Annotated in this window: 13 protein-coding genes; 4 read left to right on the forward strand and 9 right to left on the reverse strand. The window is 76.0% G+C overall.

Features of this window, described 5'->3' with window-relative positions:
• Window positions 1-186: 186 nt before the first annotated feature.
• Both ACFC1T_RS11405 and ACFC1T_RS11410 read left to right on the forward strand, forming a co-directional pair.
• On the forward strand, window positions 187-903 hold the full coding sequence (locus tag ACFC1T_RS11405; protein WP_375886588.1) for a response regulator: 717 nt from the start codon (window positions 187-189) through the stop codon (window positions 901-903).
• A gap of 77 nt (window positions 904-980) precedes the next feature.
• Complete coding sequence (locus ACFC1T_RS11410; RefSeq protein ID WP_375886590.1) at window positions 981-1394, forward strand: pyridoxamine 5'-phosphate oxidase family protein; 414 nt, start codon at window positions 981-983, stop codon at window positions 1392-1394.
• Between the two features lie 19 nt (window positions 1395-1413).
• Here ACFC1T_RS11410 and ACFC1T_RS11415 read toward each other — a convergent pair whose 3' ends face one another.
• The 9 genes from ACFC1T_RS11415 to ACFC1T_RS11455 form a co-directional block, all read right to left on the reverse strand.
• On the reverse strand, window positions 1414-2730 hold the full coding sequence (locus ACFC1T_RS11415; RefSeq protein ID WP_375886593.1) for an FAD-dependent monooxygenase: 1317 nt from the start codon (window positions 2728-2730) through the stop codon (window positions 1414-1416).
• A gap of 85 nt (window positions 2731-2815) precedes the next feature.
• On the reverse strand, window positions 2816-4084 hold the full coding sequence (locus ACFC1T_RS11420; RefSeq protein ID WP_375886595.1) for a phenylacetate--CoA ligase family protein: 1269 nt from the start codon (window positions 4082-4084) through the stop codon (window positions 2816-2818).
• Window positions 4085-4153: 69 nt separating this feature from the next.
• Window positions 4154-5047, reverse strand: coding sequence for an SDR family NAD(P)-dependent oxidoreductase (locus ACFC1T_RS11425; protein WP_375886598.1), 894 nt, complete (start codon window positions 5045-5047; stop codon window positions 4154-4156).
• Window positions 5044-6372 carry an MFS transporter gene (locus ACFC1T_RS11430; RefSeq protein WP_375886600.1) on the reverse strand — a complete coding sequence of 443 codons (1329 nt, stop codon included), beginning with the start codon at window positions 6370-6372 and terminating at the stop codon, window positions 5044-5046. Before ACFC1T_RS11430 ends, ACFC1T_RS11425 begins: the two co-directional genes overlap by 4 nt.
• Window positions 6369-7595 (reverse strand): AMP-binding protein, encoded by a 1227-nt coding sequence (locus tag ACFC1T_RS11435; protein ID WP_375886602.1) that lies wholly within the window; start codon window positions 7593-7595, stop codon window positions 6369-6371. Before ACFC1T_RS11435 ends, ACFC1T_RS11430 begins: the two co-directional genes overlap by 4 nt.
• The gene (locus ACFC1T_RS11440; protein ID WP_375886604.1) at window positions 7592-8683 is read right to left on the reverse strand and encodes a RimK family alpha-L-glutamate ligase; all 1092 of its coding nucleotides are present in this window, start codon (window positions 8681-8683) and stop codon (window positions 7592-7594) included. Before ACFC1T_RS11440 ends, ACFC1T_RS11435 begins: the two co-directional genes overlap by 4 nt.
• Before the next feature lie 219 nt (window positions 8684-8902).
• Entirely contained in the window at window positions 8903-9538 is a 636-nt protein-coding gene (locus ACFC1T_RS11445) for an AMP-binding protein (protein WP_375886606.1), read from the reverse strand.
• A 241-nt stretch (window positions 9539-9779) separates the two neighbouring features.
• The gene (locus ACFC1T_RS11450) at window positions 9780-11054 is read right to left on the reverse strand and encodes a hypothetical protein (protein ID WP_375886609.1); all 1275 of its coding nucleotides are present in this window, start codon (window positions 11052-11054) and stop codon (window positions 9780-9782) included.
• 214 nt (window positions 11055-11268) lie between these two features.
• Window positions 11269-12972, reverse strand: coding sequence for a GAF domain-containing protein (locus ACFC1T_RS11455; protein WP_375886643.1), 1704 nt, complete (start codon window positions 12970-12972; stop codon window positions 11269-11271).
• Between the two features lie 323 nt (window positions 12973-13295).
• Between ACFC1T_RS11455 and ACFC1T_RS11460 the strand changes: the two genes are divergently transcribed.
• Window positions 13296-14159, forward strand: a complete 864-nt coding sequence (locus ACFC1T_RS11460) for a universal stress protein (protein WP_375886611.1) — start codon at window positions 13296-13298, stop codon at window positions 14157-14159.
• A 129-nt stretch (window positions 14160-14288) separates the two neighbouring features.
• Window positions 14289-15332, forward strand: a complete 1044-nt coding sequence (locus tag ACFC1T_RS11465; RefSeq protein WP_375886614.1) for an Acg family FMN-binding oxidoreductase — start codon at window positions 14289-14291, stop codon at window positions 15330-15332.
• Window positions 15333-15436: the final 104 nt, after the last annotated feature.

Genomic DNA, 15436 nt, shown 5'->3' on the forward strand with positions numbered 1-15436 from the left:
AGCGGGCCGGACGTCCCACCAGCGCGGGACGTCCCGGGACGGCGGAGGGACGGGGGACGGAGCCGAGGACGGTGACGGTATCGGGCTAATGGGGCCGTTGGGCCCTGGGCCGCCGCAGGGCGGCGGGGGATGATGCGGTGGGCCCCGCCGGGAGTGTGCGGGGGTGACGAAGGTGGAAACCGCGTGATGGCGACCGAGGTGGAGGGCGTCGGGGCTTCGGCGCCGGTCCGGGTGTTCCTGCTGGACGACCACGAGGTGGTGCGCCGCGGGGTGCACGACCTGCTGGACGGCGAGCCGGACCTGGAGGTCGTCGGGGAGGCCGCGACGGCCGAGCAGGCCCTCGTCCGGGTGCCCGCGCTGCGGCCCGACGTGGCGGTGCTGGACGTCCGGCTCGGGGACGGCGACGGGGTCTCCGTCTGCCGTGAACTGCGGTCGCGGATGCCCGACCTGGCCTGTCTGATGCTGACCTCCTTCGACGACGAGGAGGCGCTGCTGGACGCCGTGATGGCGGGCGCCGCCGGGTACGTGTTGAAGCAGATCAGCGGCACCGACCTGGTCGCCGCCGTCCGTACCGTGGCCTCCGGCCGGTCGATGCTCGACCCCGGCGCGGCGACCCGGCTGCTGAACCGGCTGCGCAGCGACGCCGAGCCCGCCCGGCCGGTGACCGCCGGACCGGCGCTGACGGCGCGCGAGCAGGAGGTGCTGGCGCTGATCGGGGAGGGCCTGACCAACCGGCAGATCGGTGAGCGGCTCTACCTCGCGGAGAAGACGGTGAAGAACCACGTGTCCCGGCTGCTGGCCAAGCTCGGGGTGGAGCGGCGGGTGCAGGCGGCGCTGATCGCCACCGAGCTGCGGCAGTCGGCCGCCGCGCCGTCCTCGCCGCTGCGCTACGGCCGGGGCTGACGACCCGCCCGGGCGGGCCCCTCGGCGGGACCATCGGCCCTCGTGACCGGGCCCGGCCCCGGGCGAGCATCGCTCGCATGAACCGCGATCACGTCCCGTCCCCCCGGCCCGCGCCGTCCGACCCCGTCCACCGCTCGGACCCGTCCGGCCCCCGCGAGCTCGACCGGAGGCGGGCGCTGCAACTGCTGGGCCGGGCCCCCGTCGGGCGGGTGGTCTACACCGTCGACGCCCTCCCGGCCGTCCTGCCGGTGACCTTCCGGCTCGCGCCCGGCGGCGTGCTGGTCTCCGCACCCGCCGACTCCGAGCTGGCCCGGGCGGTGGACGGCGCGGTGATCGCCTTCGAGGCCGACGAGGTGGACGGCCGGGACGGATCCGGCTGGTTCGTCACCGTCCTCGGCCGTGCCCAGGTCCGCCCGGGGACGGCGACCGCCCCGGACGTGGTCCGGATCCGGATCCGGCCGGAACTGGTGATCGGCCGCTGCCTGCTCTAGCCGTCCTGGTACCGGGAGTTCAGGCGTAGTCGGGCAGGTCGAAGGCGGTGGCGGCCCGGAAGGCCGCCTCCAGTTCCACGCCGGGCCGGTCGAAGCCGGGGGCGCCGTCGGCGTCCGGGCCGCCGAGCAGCGAGGCGTCGGCCCCGTAGCGGTCGCGGGTCAGGTCGAGGATGGCCTGGTTGGCCGCGACGTGGCCGCGCAGCCGCCGCTCGTAGGCGGGGAAGGCGGTGCGGTGGTCGCCGCCGGCCGCGTGGAGTTCCCCGGCCAGGACGTAGGCGGCGGTCAGCGCCACGCTGGTGCCCTGGCCGGTGAACGGGGAGCAGCAGTACCCGGCGTCGCCGAGCAGGGCGACCCGGTCGTGGGACCAGCGGTCCATCCGGATCTGGGCCACGACGTCGTAGTGGAAGGCCTCGGTCTCCCACATCCCGGCCAGGAAGCGCGGCACCTCCCAGCGCAGTCGGGCGGCGCGCCCGGCGACCAGCTCGCGCTGCTCGGCGCGGTCGCGGGGCAGCATCCGGTCGAGCGGCTCGTCGGTGGAGAAGGTGACGAAGACCCGCAGTTCGGTGTTGTCGCGGACGGTCATCACCAGGCAGCCGTGGCCGTCCGCGCCCTCGTGGGCGATCTCCCAGCGGTCGAGGCCGAGGTGGTTGGGGACGCTCCAGCCGGCGACGTAGCTGCCGACGGGGTGCAGGTAGTCGTCCTCGGGGCCGAAGACCAGGCGGCGGGTCCGGGAGTGCAGGCCGTCGGCGCCGACGACCAGGTCGAAGGAGCGCTCCTCGCCGCTGCGGAAGCGGACCTGGACGCCGTCGCCGTGCTGGACGAGGGTGTCGATGCTGTCGTCGAAGCGGTACTCGACGCCCGGCCCGGCGGCTCCGGCGATCAGTTCGGCCAGTTCGTCGCGCAGGATCTCCACGTCGGGGCCGCCGACCGGGCCGCCGCTGGCCGTCCACTCGGTGGTGCGGCGCAGCTCGCGGCCGTCCCCGTCGACCAGGGACATGCCGCGCAGGCCGGTCCGGCGGGACCGGACCTCCGCGAGCAGGCCCATCCGGTCGACGACCTCCAGGGCGTTGCCGCGGATGTCCACGGGCTGACCGCCGCCGCGCAGGCCGGGGGCGCGCTCCACGACGGTGACGCGGAAGCCGTAGCGCTGGAGCCAGTAGGCGAGTGCGGTGCCGGCGATGCCGGCGCCGGAGACCAGGACCGAGGCCCGGGGTCCGGTGGCGCCGGGGTGCGCCGGGGAGTCGAGCGGAAGGAGGGTGGTCGTCACGGTGGTGGTCACGGTGGTGCCTCCGGTGGGTTCGGCGCTGCTGTCGTGGACCAGACTGCGCAGCGCCACCCACAGGACGCGGACAGACCGCTGACAGCACCGGCGGGCCACCGGCAGGGTGCTGACAGTGCGTCATCATCCACCCCCCCGCTCCCTACTCCCGGGGCCGCTCGTCCAGGACCTGCTGGAGCTTGCCGGTCCGCGGGTTGGTGACCAGCTCCGAGCGCGGCACCCACTCCACCGTGAGGGGGTGGATGCTGCCGAGGGCGGCCTCGGACGGGTAGAGCGGCAGGGCCCGGTGGACGGCGTCGACCAGCCGGTCGGACAGGTCGGCGAGGTCGGCGGGCGGCGGCTGGCCGATGTGGCCGAGCCGCAGGATGACCCCGTCGCGGCCGTCCCAACGCCGCTGCACCAGCTGCATCCCGGCGATGTGCCGGTCCGGGTCGGCGGCGACCAGCACGTTGCGGATCTCCTCGGTGGGCAGGGTGACGGTGCCGACCCGGGCGCCCTCGCTGGTGCGGCCGAGCAGGCGGAAGCGTCGGCACTCGCCGTCGACCCAGGCGGCGCGGTCGCCGGTGGGGTAGCGCAGGATCGGCATCAGGGTGCGGAACAGGTTGGTGACCACGACGCGGCCGGGCGTGCCGGGGGTGGTGACGGGCTCGCCGGTGACCTCGTCGAGCAGCTCGACCACGGTGCGGTCGGCGAAGGCCTCGTGCACCCGGACGTCGTCGCCGGGGACGGGCGCGCCGACCAGTCCGGCGTCGTTGGAGGCGTAGCCGACCGAGGCGACGGCCGCGTGGGGGAAGGCCCGGGCGAGCAGCGGGCGCAGGTCGGCGAAGAGCAGGTCGCCGCCGAACAGCAGCAGTTCGACGCCGTCGGCGCGTTCGCCGCGGGCGACCAGGCACTCGGCCACGGCGCTGAGTTTCATCGGCTCGCCGGCCAGGACGTGCACGCCGAAGCCGGTGATCAGGTCGGCGATGTAGCTGTCCGGGGCGGCGCCGCCGACGCCGAGGCGCACGTTGTCGACCGGTGCGTGGTGCAGGGCGTTCTCGATGTAGAGGAAGCCGCCGTAGAGCTCACCGGCGACGAACAGGTTGGCCACCCGGTGGCCGGGCCGCAGGCCGGCCCGGACCAGGCCGGCGCCGAAGGCCGTGACCGAGTCGGCGTGTTCGGCGCGGGTCCAGGGGGAGAACTTGGGGACGCCGGTGGTGCCGCCGGTCTTGTAGACGCCGGCGTCGGTGAGCGGGCCGGTCAGTACGCGGTTGTCGGGCCAGGTGTTGGCGGCCCAGAAGGCGGTCTGGTCGATCACCGGGAGCTGGTCGAGCCGGTCGGCGCCCTCGGGCAGCTCCCGGTAGAGCTCGGCGTAGAAGGGCGAGTGGGCGCGGGCGAAGCGGATCAGCTCGGCCAGGGGCTTGGCGGGCATGGGCGGGACTCCGTGGGTCGGGAGGAGGGCCGGGACGGGGGCAGGAGGCGGGCAGCGGGCGGACGGGGCTCAGCCGGTGGTGGCCGCGGGCCGTCCGAGCCAGCCGCGGGCGAGGGCCTGGACGGCGGAGCCGTCGGGGTCGGCGAGCTTGGCGGCCAGGTAGTCGGCGGCCCAGGCGTTGGCGGGCACCCGGAACGGCGGCCGCGGCTCCCGCAGGGTGCGGAGCACGACCTCGGCGACCTCCCGGGCGGGTTGGCCGGCCGACTCCCAGCCCGGGCCGCCGACCCAGTCGAGGTAGTCGGCGAAGGTGTCCGCGTACGGGCCGGAGGCGGCGTGCAGGGTGGCCCGGTTGACGTCGGGGAAGACGCCGAACCCGGTGTCCGGGACGAAGCCCGGCACCACCACCGAGACCCGGACCCCGTGCGCCGCCGCGACCGGGGCGAGCGCCTCCAGGAAGCCCTCGACGGCGAACTTCGCCGCGCAGTACGCCTCGTTGAAGGGCTGGCCGACCACGCCGTGCACGCTGCCGACGGTGACCAGGCGGCCGCCGGCGGCGCGCAGCAGCGGCAGCGCGGCCCGGCTGACGGTGGCGACGCCGAAGAAGTTGACGTCCAGGTTGGCGCGCAGCGCCGCGTCGGTGGACATCTCCAGGGTGGGGTCGGAGTTGGAGACGCCCGCGTTGTTGACGACGGCGTCCAGCCGCCCGTACCGCCGCTGCACGGCGGCCAGGCAGTCGGTGACCGAGCCGGGGTCGGTGACGTCCAGCCGGTGGACGTCCAGGGTGACCCCGGCGGCCTCGGCGGCGGCCCGCAGCGGCCCGGCGCGCTCGGGTGCGCGCAGGGTCGCGACGGTGGTGTAGCCGGCCCGGGCGGCGGCGAGGGCGGTGGCCAGGCCGATGCCGGAGGAGGTGCCGGTGATCAGCAGGACCCGGCCGGTGGGGTCGGCGGGTTCGGTGTCGTTCACGTCGGCTCCTCCGCCGGGACCGCCTCCGCCGGGACCGTCGTCGCCGGGACCGCGGCCGTGCCCTTCGCGCGCTCGGCGGTGTCCAGCAGCGGCTGGAGGCCGAGCGCGGGGACGAAGGAGCAGGCGGCCAGCAGGGTGCCGGCGGCCATGATGAGGCGGGCGGCGTCCAGGACGCCGAGCGGTCCGGTGAGCAGCGAGACGGCGAGTCCGCCGACCAGCGCGGCGAGCGGGATGACGCCCCAGGTGACGGTCCGGAAGGCGGCGTGCATCACGCCCTGGTTGCGCGCGGACATCCGGGACTGCCGGACGGGGGCGCTGCACACGTTGATGCAGGACATGAAGAAGCCGTAGCAGCCCATGGTCACGGCGATCACCGGGCCGGGCGGCAGTGCGGGCGCGGCGAGCACGCCCAGGCCGACCAGGCAGTGCAGCAGCAGAGACCAGGCCATCGTCCGGCCGAGGCCGAACCGGCGGGAGAGCCGGGGGGCGACCACGGCCCCGAGCAGGGCGCCGAGCGCGGCGACCGACATGGCCGCGCCGAACACGCCGACCTGCACGCCCAGGCCGCGGTAGGCGAGGACGGGCAGCACGGTGACGTACACCGGCCCGCCGCAGTTGAGGACCACGGCCGCCAGCACCACCCGGCGCAGCACCGGATCGGCCCAGTTGAGCCGGAAGCCGCGGGTCAGCCGCTCCCGGATCGAGCCTTCCTCGACGGTCCGCTCGCCCCAGGGGCGCATGCGGCGGAAGCAGGCCGCCGAGACCAGGTAGCTGGCCGCGTCGACCAGCAGGGCGGCCACGCCGAGCGCGCTGTAGAGGGCCGCGGCGACGGACGGCCCGGCGACCTCGGCGACCGAACCGCTGCCCTCCAGCCGGGAGTAGGCGCGGACCATGCCGTCCTCGGGGACGACGGCGGGGACGGCGACGAGGTAGCCGACGTTGAAGAAGATGGTCGCGCCGCTGATGACGGCCACGCAGCCGAACAGCAGCGGGGTGGAGAGCGCGCCCAGGGCGTGGGCGAGCGGGATCGCGGCGACGGCGGCCAGCCGGACCAGGTCGCAGACGAGCATGGTGCGGCGCTTGTCCCAGCGGTCGACCAGCACCCCGGCGACCGGCCCGAGCAGCGGGATGCCGAGGTACTGGGCCATCGCGACCACGCCGACCTGGAGGGCGGAGGCGTGCAGCACGAAGATCATCAGGGTCGGGACGACGAAGACGGTGACCTTGTCGCCGACCAGGCTGACGGTCTGTCCGGCCCAGAACAGCGAGAAGCTCCGCCCGAGCGGCGCCGGGGCGCGCTTCGCCGGGGTGGTGTCGGCCGTCACGACTCCTCCCGGACGACCAGGGCGGCGGTCTTGCCGGTGCGGCCGTTGCTGACCAGCTCGTCCACCGGGCGCACCCGGAAGGCCCACGGGTCGTGCTGGAAGGCGGTGCCGAGGGTGCAGGTCGCGGTGAACAGCTCGGTGCGCAGCCGCTCGACGTCCGGGACCGCCGCGGCGCCGGCGGTCACCACCAGCAGGTCCACGCCGGTCGCCCGGCCGTCCCGCTCAGTGAGAACCACCTGGGCCCGGGCCACGCCCGGGGCGCGCTCCGCCCGCTCGATCAGCTCGTCCACGTCCAGGCCGAGGCCGCGGACCTGGACGACGCTGTCGCGCCGGCCCAGCACCCGCATGGCCGGCCCGGGGCGCCCGCACGGGCAGTCGGTCAACTCGCCCGCGTCGCCGGTGCGGTAGCGCAGCACCGGGTTGAGCATCTCCGGGTCGAGGGCGGTGAAGTCCAGCAGTCCGCCGGGGTCGGCGTGCACCAACTGGTGCGGCAGCGGGTGGAAGACCTCGGCCGGGCAGTCCGGGGTGTTGGTGCCCACCACCCAGGTCTCGGTGCTGCCGAACATGCCCCAGCGCCGCGCCTCGGGGGCCACCTCGGCGAGGTCGGCGTCCAGTTGGGGCTGCCAGGCCTCGCCGAGCCAGAGCACCTTGCGCAGCGCGGGCAGCCGGATGCCGGCGGACCTGGCGTGCGCGAACCAGAGCCGCAGCACGCTGGGGGTGCCGCCGATGGCGGTCACCCGCCGCGCGGCCAGCAGCTCCAGCCAGGCGCCGTACTCGTCCTTGGCGACCGAGCCGAGGGCGATGATCCGGCAGCCGGAGAGGTCGGCGAGGGCGGCGGCGAGGAAGTGGGCGCCCCACATCCGGCCGGCGCCCCAGGCGTTGACGAAGAGGTCGGTGCGGTCGAGCGGCTGCCAGTGGGCGTGCACCCCGGCCATGTAGAAGCCGGTGGGGGCGTAGCCGACCTTGGGGGCGCCGGTGCTGCCGCCGCTCTGGAACAGCCAGGTCGCGGACTGCTCGGCGGTCGGCTCCAGGTGGGCGAGGGCGGTGTTGAGGTCGACCTTCGCCAGCGGGGGGAGTTGGGCGAGCGCGTCGAGGGAGTCGGCGTCGAGGTGCGCGGGGTAGTGCGGGGCCAGCGCGGGCACGCTGCGCAGCCGGTCCAGGGTGCGACGGGCCACGTGCAGCCGGGGCGCGGCGGCCTCGGGGGACAGCGAGAAGGCGGTCATCGGGGGTCCGTCCGGAAGGCGGGGGCAGGGGCGGGGACGAGAACGGGGGCGGGGACGGGGCCGGTGCGGGGCGCGGCGTCGAGGGTGAGCGGGCGGGCGCCGTCGGCGAGCCACCTGGCGTGGCCGTCCCGGTAGGCGGCGAACCGGGCGCGGGTGACGTCCCGTTGCAGGCTGCGGTGCGGGTCGGTGCGGTCCGGGGCGATCACGCCGTCCGGTTCCAGCTCGGAGAACCAGTACCGCTCGCCGTCGTACAGGAAGTCGACGCAGAAGAACGGGATCGGCAGCCGTTCGGCGAACCAGGCGGTGGCGGCGGCGAGTTCGGGCGGCACCGGGGGGAACTCCATGCCCCCGCCGCGGCTGGCGTTGGCGACCGGGGAGCCGGGTTCGGGGGTGCGCTTCATCACCGCGTACGGCCGGCCGTCGACCACGTACACCCGGTAGTCGATGGTGCCGTCGCCCAGGTAGGGCTGGACCACCAGGGTGGTGTCGCCGCCCTGGGCGAGGCTTGCCAGGCCGCGCACCTCCTCGGGGTTGCGGGCCAGGTTGATCCCGCCGCCGCCGCACCAGCCGGCCGGTTTGACGATGGCCGGGTAGGTCATCCGCCCGAGCGCGACCTCGTAGCCGTACTTGGCGGTGTCCCGCCCGGTGCCGATCCGCACGGTCGGGATGGTCGGCACCGGGGAGTCGGCCAGGAACAGCAGGGTGGCCAGCTTGTCGTTGCCGATCAGCGACACCTGCGGGGGGAACGGCAGGTAGAAGCCGGCCTGTTCGAGCACCGCGTAGAGGGCGTACTGGTTGAAGACGTCCATCGACTGGTACGGCAGCGAGTAGAGCGCCGTGATGAAGAGGGTGTCCTCGGGGGTCACCACCTCGTCGTCGACGTACACCCGGGGGCGGCCGGGGCCGGTGGCGTCCACGCTGACGGCGTCCGGGGCGTGCCTGGTCCAGCGCAGGCCGAGGTCGGCGGCGCTCTCGGCATAGAGGTCCCAGAAGAAGCCGTGCCACATCTCGGCCATCCGGGAGGACTCCCGGTCGGGGAAGATCCAGCACAGCCGGCGCAGCGGGCCGGGCGGGGCGGGGGCGGTCATCGGGCTCCTCGGGGTGCGGCGGGGGTGATGGCGGTCTCCGGGCGTGGGGTGCCGGGCGCGCGGCCTCTCGGGCGGGCGCCTGGGTGTGGTGAGGGGTGTGGTGCGGAGCGGGGGCGGTGGGGGTTCGGCCGGGGGAACGGTTGGGGCTCAGCCGCAGGGCGGACCTCGGCCTCGGCCCGCTTCGGGGTCGGTCGTGGTGAGGGTGGCGCCGAGGCCCGATCAGCCTGTCAGGGCGTGGAGTTCGAGGTGGCCCTCGCTCCTGCGGTGGCCGCGATGCTTCGGCCCGGGCCGGCCGGGGTGGGGGTTTCGACGGCGGTTCGGACGGCCTGATGGGAAGTCAGGACGGGTTTCGGCTGCCCGGTCGAACCCGTCGTGAAGCGTGGAGGGAATGCGGGCCGGTTGTTCCGGCGCCACTGTGGACGGGAGCGCCGGGGGGTCCCCGGGGTTTTTCGAAGGCTCTGCGGTCGGCTCCGGTAACTCCACTAATCGGATTGCGAGTTGAAGGCTTTCTCCGGTGCTTACGGAGACCGTCGTACGGCACTGCGCGGCCGCCGCCACGGTCTGTCGGCGGGCCGGTGGGAATACCGGGTCGACGGGGCGGCAGTGGCCCCCGGCGGTCGGCACGCCGAGGAGTGCGACCACCGTTTCCGGTGCGTGGACGGCCCGTACGGCGACCGTGCCGGGGTTCGATCCCGGGCCTGTGGCCAGGGAGTTCGCCGATTCCAGGAGTCGGCCGTGAGTCGGGGCGGGTCCGCGGTGGACGATCGCCGGACGGCGGGGATTTCGACGTGCGATATCTCTGAGGACGTCAAGTAGGTCGGGGGCGACCCGGGGGAAACCGTGAATATTTGACATGCCCGCCCCAAATGCGCTGAGAACTGCTCATCCGTGCTCGGCGAACGGCGACTCTACCTTCGAACATGCGTGGCGACAATGGATGTTGAGGGTGTTCTTCCAAGGCTCCGTGGTGGAACTGTGAACCGCTCCCGACCGGGGAAATCGTTCGGGTGAGGACGGTGCGCCCGGGCGCCCCGAGGAGTTCACCGCCCACCCGCTGGGCTCCTCCGTCCGCCGCCCGCACGGCAGTTCGCCCCACTCAGTGCGGGTCGCCGGCGATCCGCCCGGCCAGTGCCCGTACGGTGGGCGGTAGTTCGCGCAGCCGCAGGGCGAGCAGCGGCAGGGCCAGGCCCAGGTACACCCAGCTGAGCACCAGCCGGGAGGACTCTCCGGGCAGGGCGAACTGGACGCCGAACAGCACCAGCAGCAGGGCGGCCTTCCAGGGCAGGAACCGCAGGTCGAGGAGGAGGACGACGGCCAGCACGGTCTGAGCGGCGGTCAGCAGCACCTCGTCCACCTGGCGTTCGACCAGGGGGAGCGAGGCCGGGCCGCCGCCCAGCAGGTGGGCCAGCGGCAGGCAGCCGATCAGCAGCGTCCACTGGTTGACCTTGCTGGAGAGCAGCGCGCCCAGCCCGTCGTCGCCGCGCAGCCGCCAGGCGAACACCACGGCGACGATCAGCTCCGGGGCCTCGGAGGCCAGCGGGGCGAGCCACTGCACCAGCAGGAAGCGGTCGATGCCGAGCGAGGAGCCGGCGTCCACCAGCGAGGTGGCGAAGGGCTCGGCGCAGGCGAAGACGACGGCCGCGGCCGCGAGGAACACCAGGACGGTGACGGGCCGTCGCCGGGCCGTCGGCAGCAGGGCCAGTCGGGCCGGAACACCGACGAGCTCCTCCTCGTCGGTCTCGCTGCACCGGCTGATCCGGAACAGGTAGTAGGCGTACCAGGCGATCAGCACCACCGCGAGCACCCAGGAGATCCGCCGCATCGCCGGCATCACGAAGGCCACCAGCGCGGCGGCCCCCAGGAACGCGGTGTCGATCCGGCGGTGCTCGCGCAGCACGATCCCGGGGGCGACGCCGCGGCGCCGGGCGGCCAGGTACGCGGCCAGCGCGACCAGCGGCCAGCCGACGCCGACCAGCAGCCGGTTGGCGCCGGTCATATTGGCGGCCGCGTAGGCCGCGTACTCGGGGCGGGTGCCGGCCGTGTAGGCGAACCAGAGGTCGACGGCGTACTCGGGCAGCACCGCGATGAAGGCCAGCAGGGCGAGCGCCAGCGGCCCGGAGATGTCCGCCCGGGCGGTCTCCGCCGCCCACATCAGCAGCAGCGCCGCCGACAGCACCCCGAGACCGAACAGCAGCATGGCCGGCACCGGCGAGGGGTGGATCCCGGCCAGCCGCAGCACCACCGCGGGCAGCGCGCCGGCGGCGGCCGCCGCGAGCCGCAGCGCCGTCACCGACCCGCTGGGCGGCGGCGCGGACGGCACCTCGGCGGTGCCCGGGGGCGGGGTGGCGGTCGCGGGTGACTCGTGGGCCATCGGCCGTCCTCGTGCTCGACGCTCGGCGGGGCGCACGGCGGGGGCTCGGCGCAACGCTCGGGGGACGCGAAGCAGGCTAGGGGCGCTCCGGGGCCCCGGCGCCGCTACGGGGCGGGGCCGCGGCGGAGTTCCCCCGTACGGCGGCGGGCGCGGCGGGGTGCGGCGCCGGTCGCGCCGGGGACGGGGTCACCGGTCAGGGCCCGGGCGGCGACGCTCAGGACCCGAGCGGGGCCTCCCACACCAGCCGGGTGCCGCCGCCCGCGTCGTCCGCCGGGCCGTGGGTGAAGGCCCCGCCGACCCGTGCGGCGCGTTCGGCGAGGTTGCGCAGCCCGCTGCGCCGCCCGCCCTCGGGGATGCCCGTGCCGTCGTCCGTGACGGTGAGCACCACCCGCCCGGCCAGGGCCCGCAGGTTGACCTCGACCCGGCCGGCCCCGGCGTGCCGGGCGGCGTTGCTGAGCGCCTCCGCCAGCACGGCGACCACGTGTTCGGCCAGCTCCTGCGGGACGTCGGTGTCCAGCAGCCCCTCCAGGCTGAGCCGGGGCGCGAAGCCGAGCGGCCCCTGGGCCTCGGTGACCACCCGGGTGGCGCGGGCGCGCAGGCCGCGGTCCGGTTCGCTGTGGGCGCGCAGGCCGAAGATGGTCGAACGGATGATCTTGATGGTCTCGTCCAGGTCCGCCACCGCCCGGGCGACCCGGTCGGCGGCGGCCGGACTCTCGATCAGCCGGCCCGCGCTCTGCAGCGTCATCCCGGTGGCGAAGAGCCGCTGGATCGCCAGGTCGTGCAGGTCCCGGGCGATCCGGTCGCGGTCCTCCAGCAGGTTCAACTGCTCGGCATCGCGCCGCCGTTCGGCCAGCTCCAGGGCGAGCGCCGCCTGGTCGGCGAAGCCCAGCAGCGGGCCGGTCTCCTCCGGCCCGAAGGCGGGCTGCCCCTGCGCCCGGGCCAGCAGCAGCACACCCCGCCCGTACCCGGGGCCGGTGCCCAGCGGCACCGCCACGGCCGGGCCCAGCCCGTCGAAGCGGCCCGCCGGACCGGCCGGGAAGCGGGCGTCGGCGGCCAGGTCGTCGCTGGTGGCCGGGGAGCCGGAGGCGTACGCGGCGCCGGAGAGCGTGCCGTCCACCGGCACCGTCACCCCCAGCCGGGCGGCGGGCTCGGCGCCGAGCGCGACCTCCACGGCCAGCTCCTCGGCCCGCTCCTCCGGCCCGGCCAGTGCCACCGAGACGTCCGCCAGCTCGGCCCCGGCGATCTCCCGGGCCCGGCGGGCGATCAGCTCGACCACCTCCAGGCGCGGCGCGCCCGACAGCAGGCTGCGGGTGATCTCGGTGCTCGCCCGCAGCCAGCGCTGGCGCAGCTGGGCCTCCTCGTACAGCCGGGCGTTGTCGATCGCGACCCCGGCGGCGACCGCGAGGGTGGAGATCACCGCCTCGTCGTCCTCGTCGAAGTCCAGCCCGCCGCGCTTGTCGGTCAGGTAGAGGTTGCCGAACACCTCCCCGTGGATCCGCACCGGTACCCCCAGGAAGGTGTGCATCGGCGGGTGGCCGACCGGGAAGCCGATCGAGGCCGGGTGCTCGGACAGCACCGGGCAGCGCAGCGGCTGCGGGTGGCGGATCAGCTCGCCGAGGATGCCCCGGCCGGAGGGCGGCGGGCCGATCTCCTCGATCTCCGCCTCGGACAGACCGACCGTCAGGAACTGCGACAGGGTGTGCCCGTCCGGCCCGATCACGCCCAGCGCGCCGTAGCGGGCGTCCACCAGGTCGACGGCGGCCTCCACGATCCGGTGCAGGGCCTGGGCGAGGTCCAGCTCCCGGCCGACCGCCAGCACCGCCTCCAGCAGGCTGTGCACCCGGTTCTGGGTGCCGCGCGCCGCGTCGATCCGCCACTGGAGCTCCTCCAGCAGCTCGTCCAGGCGCAGCCGGGGCATCCGCGCGCCGCCGCCCGCCGCGCTGCCGTCCGCTCCGCCCACCGCTGTCCTCCTCGTTCGCACCGCGACCCGTCGGCCCGCGCCGCCCGGTCCGATCAGGGACCGTCCGACCAGCGGGTATTCCGTGTCCACACCGTAGTGCCCGGGTGTCGACGGGGTGGCGGCCGGGGTCGCCCGTACTGTTCGGCGGGGGTCTTTCGTCCTGTGGGCGGGGGCCTTGCGGCCTCTGGCGGCTCGCCGTCGGCGGGCGACAGGGTGGGAGCAGAGCGGACGGGGCGTCAGTCACGCACCGTCCCCGGTGCCGAGACAGTGGAGGAACCGTCATGACGTCAACCGTGGTGGCCGGGGTCGACGGCTCGCCGGCGAGCACCGCCGCCGCCCAGTGGGCGGCCGAGGAGGCGCGGCGGCGCGGGGCGGCGCTGCGGCTGGTGCACGCCTGGCCGTGGCTGACCGACGGGGTGTCCTCCTACGCCGAGCCCGACGACCTCCCGGCAGCCGCCGAGCGCACCCTGGCCGAAGCCGCGGACGCGGTCCGCCGGCACCACCCGGAGCTCGCCGTGCACACCGACACGGTGCTGGACGCCCCGGTGGACGGGCTGGTGGCGGCCGCCGCCGACGCCGAGCTGCTGGTGCTCGGCTCGCGCGGACGCGGCGGCTTCACCGGGCTGCTGCTCGGCTCGGTCAGCATGGCGGTGGCCGGGCGCAGCGGCACGCCGGTGGTCGTGGTGCGGGAGGTCGGCGGCGAGGGGGCCGGGGAGGGAGCCGGCGAGGTGGTGGTCGGCGTGGACGCCCACGCGCCCGAGGAGGAGGTGCTCGCCTTCGCCTTCCAGGAGGCCGCCCTGCGCGGCGCCCGGGTGCGGGCGGTGCACGGCTGGGACCTGCCGCCGCTGTTCGGCTACGCGGGCGGGGCCGTGCCGGCGGGGGAGGTCGCCCAACTGGAGGCGCTGGATGCGAAGCTGCTGTCGCTCGCCCTGGCCGGGCCGCGCGAGCGGCACCCGGCGGTCGAGGTGGTCGAGGACGTCCGGCTGGGCGCCGCGCGCGGCCTGGTGGAGGCCTCCGCCGGGGCCGGGCTGGTGGTTGTGGGCCGGCGCCGCCGTCCGATCGAGCTCGGCCCCCGGCTCGGCCGGATCGCCCACGCGGCACTGCACCACGCCGAGGCCCCGGTGGCGGTCGTCCCGCACGGGTGACCGACGCCCCGGCGGCGGAAGGGGCTTTCGGCCCTGGCCCGCGCGGCGGCCCGGCGCGCAGGCTCGGAAGCAGCGAGGACTCCGCGGTCGAGTCGTCGACCGCCGGACGGTCGTGAGGAGTTGATCGCCATGATGCGCACCCCGGTTCCGACCCCGGTTCCGACCCCGGCGCTCACCCCGGCGGAGCTGCGCCTGCTCGCCGCGGCGGGCGGCGCGGCGCCGTCGCTGCACAACAGCCAGCCCTGGCGCTTCGTGCCCACCCCGGACGGCCACGGGCTCGCCGTCCACGCCGACCCCTCCCGCGGGCTGCCGCTGGCCGACCCGGTCGGGGCGGCGCTGCACATCGCGGTCGGCGCCGCCGTGTTCAACCTGCGGGTGGCCGCCGGACACCTCGGCCGCACGGCGGCGGTCCGGCTGCTTCCGGAGCCCGCTGAGCCCGGCCTGCTGGCCCTGCTCGACCTCTCCGCCCCGGCCCGCGTAGGCCTGCCCTTCGGCCGCGACCTCCGCCCGGCCGTCGCCGCCCGCCGCTCCAGCCGCGAGCCCTTCGCCCAGCGGGACGTGCCCGAGGCGGTGCTCGGCGAACTGCTCACCGCCGCCGCCGAGGAGGGCGTCGTGGTGGCCGCGCTGGAGGAAGCCGGTGTCCGGCGGGTGCTGGCGCTGACCGTCGAGGCGGAGCGCCGTTGCGAGGACGACCCGGCCCGGGTGGCGGAGAGCCGCGCCTGGCTGCGCCCGCCGGGGGAGTGCACCGACGGCATCCCCTACGAGGCGCTCGGCTCCCTGGACCGCGACGCGAGGGTCCCGATGCGCCGGTACGCCGGCCGCCCGCCGTACGGCCCGGGCTCCGCCACGGCCCCCGGTGGGCCGCCCGCCCCGCCGGTCGGGCCGGAGCGGCGCTTCGAGGCGCTGCCGCAGCTGTGCACCCTGACCACCCCCGGGGACGGCCCGCTGGACTGGCTGCGCGCCGGGCAGGCGCTGGAGAGGGTCTGGCTGCTGGCCACCGTGCACGGGGTGCGGCTGACGGTCTGGCACCAGGCGCTCGAGTGGCCGGACCTCCGCTGGGCGCTGCGCGACCCGGCCGACGGCCCGGCGCACGTCCAGCTGGTGCTGCGGATCGGGTACGGCCCGCCCGGTGCGTCGACGCCCCGGCGGCCGGTCGAGGAGACACTCGGCTGAACGGCCCGGCCCGGGGGCGGGGGGCCCCCCGGCCCCCGCCCCCGGGCGGGCCCGGTGGGGCGCAGCGGCGGCCGGCGGGCCCCCGGCGGCCCCAGGGGGGGGCG

This window comes from Kitasatospora sp. NPDC056076, from assembly GCF_042266305.1.
Lineage (GTDB): Bacteria > Actinomycetota > Actinomycetes > Streptomycetales > Streptomycetaceae > Kitasatospora.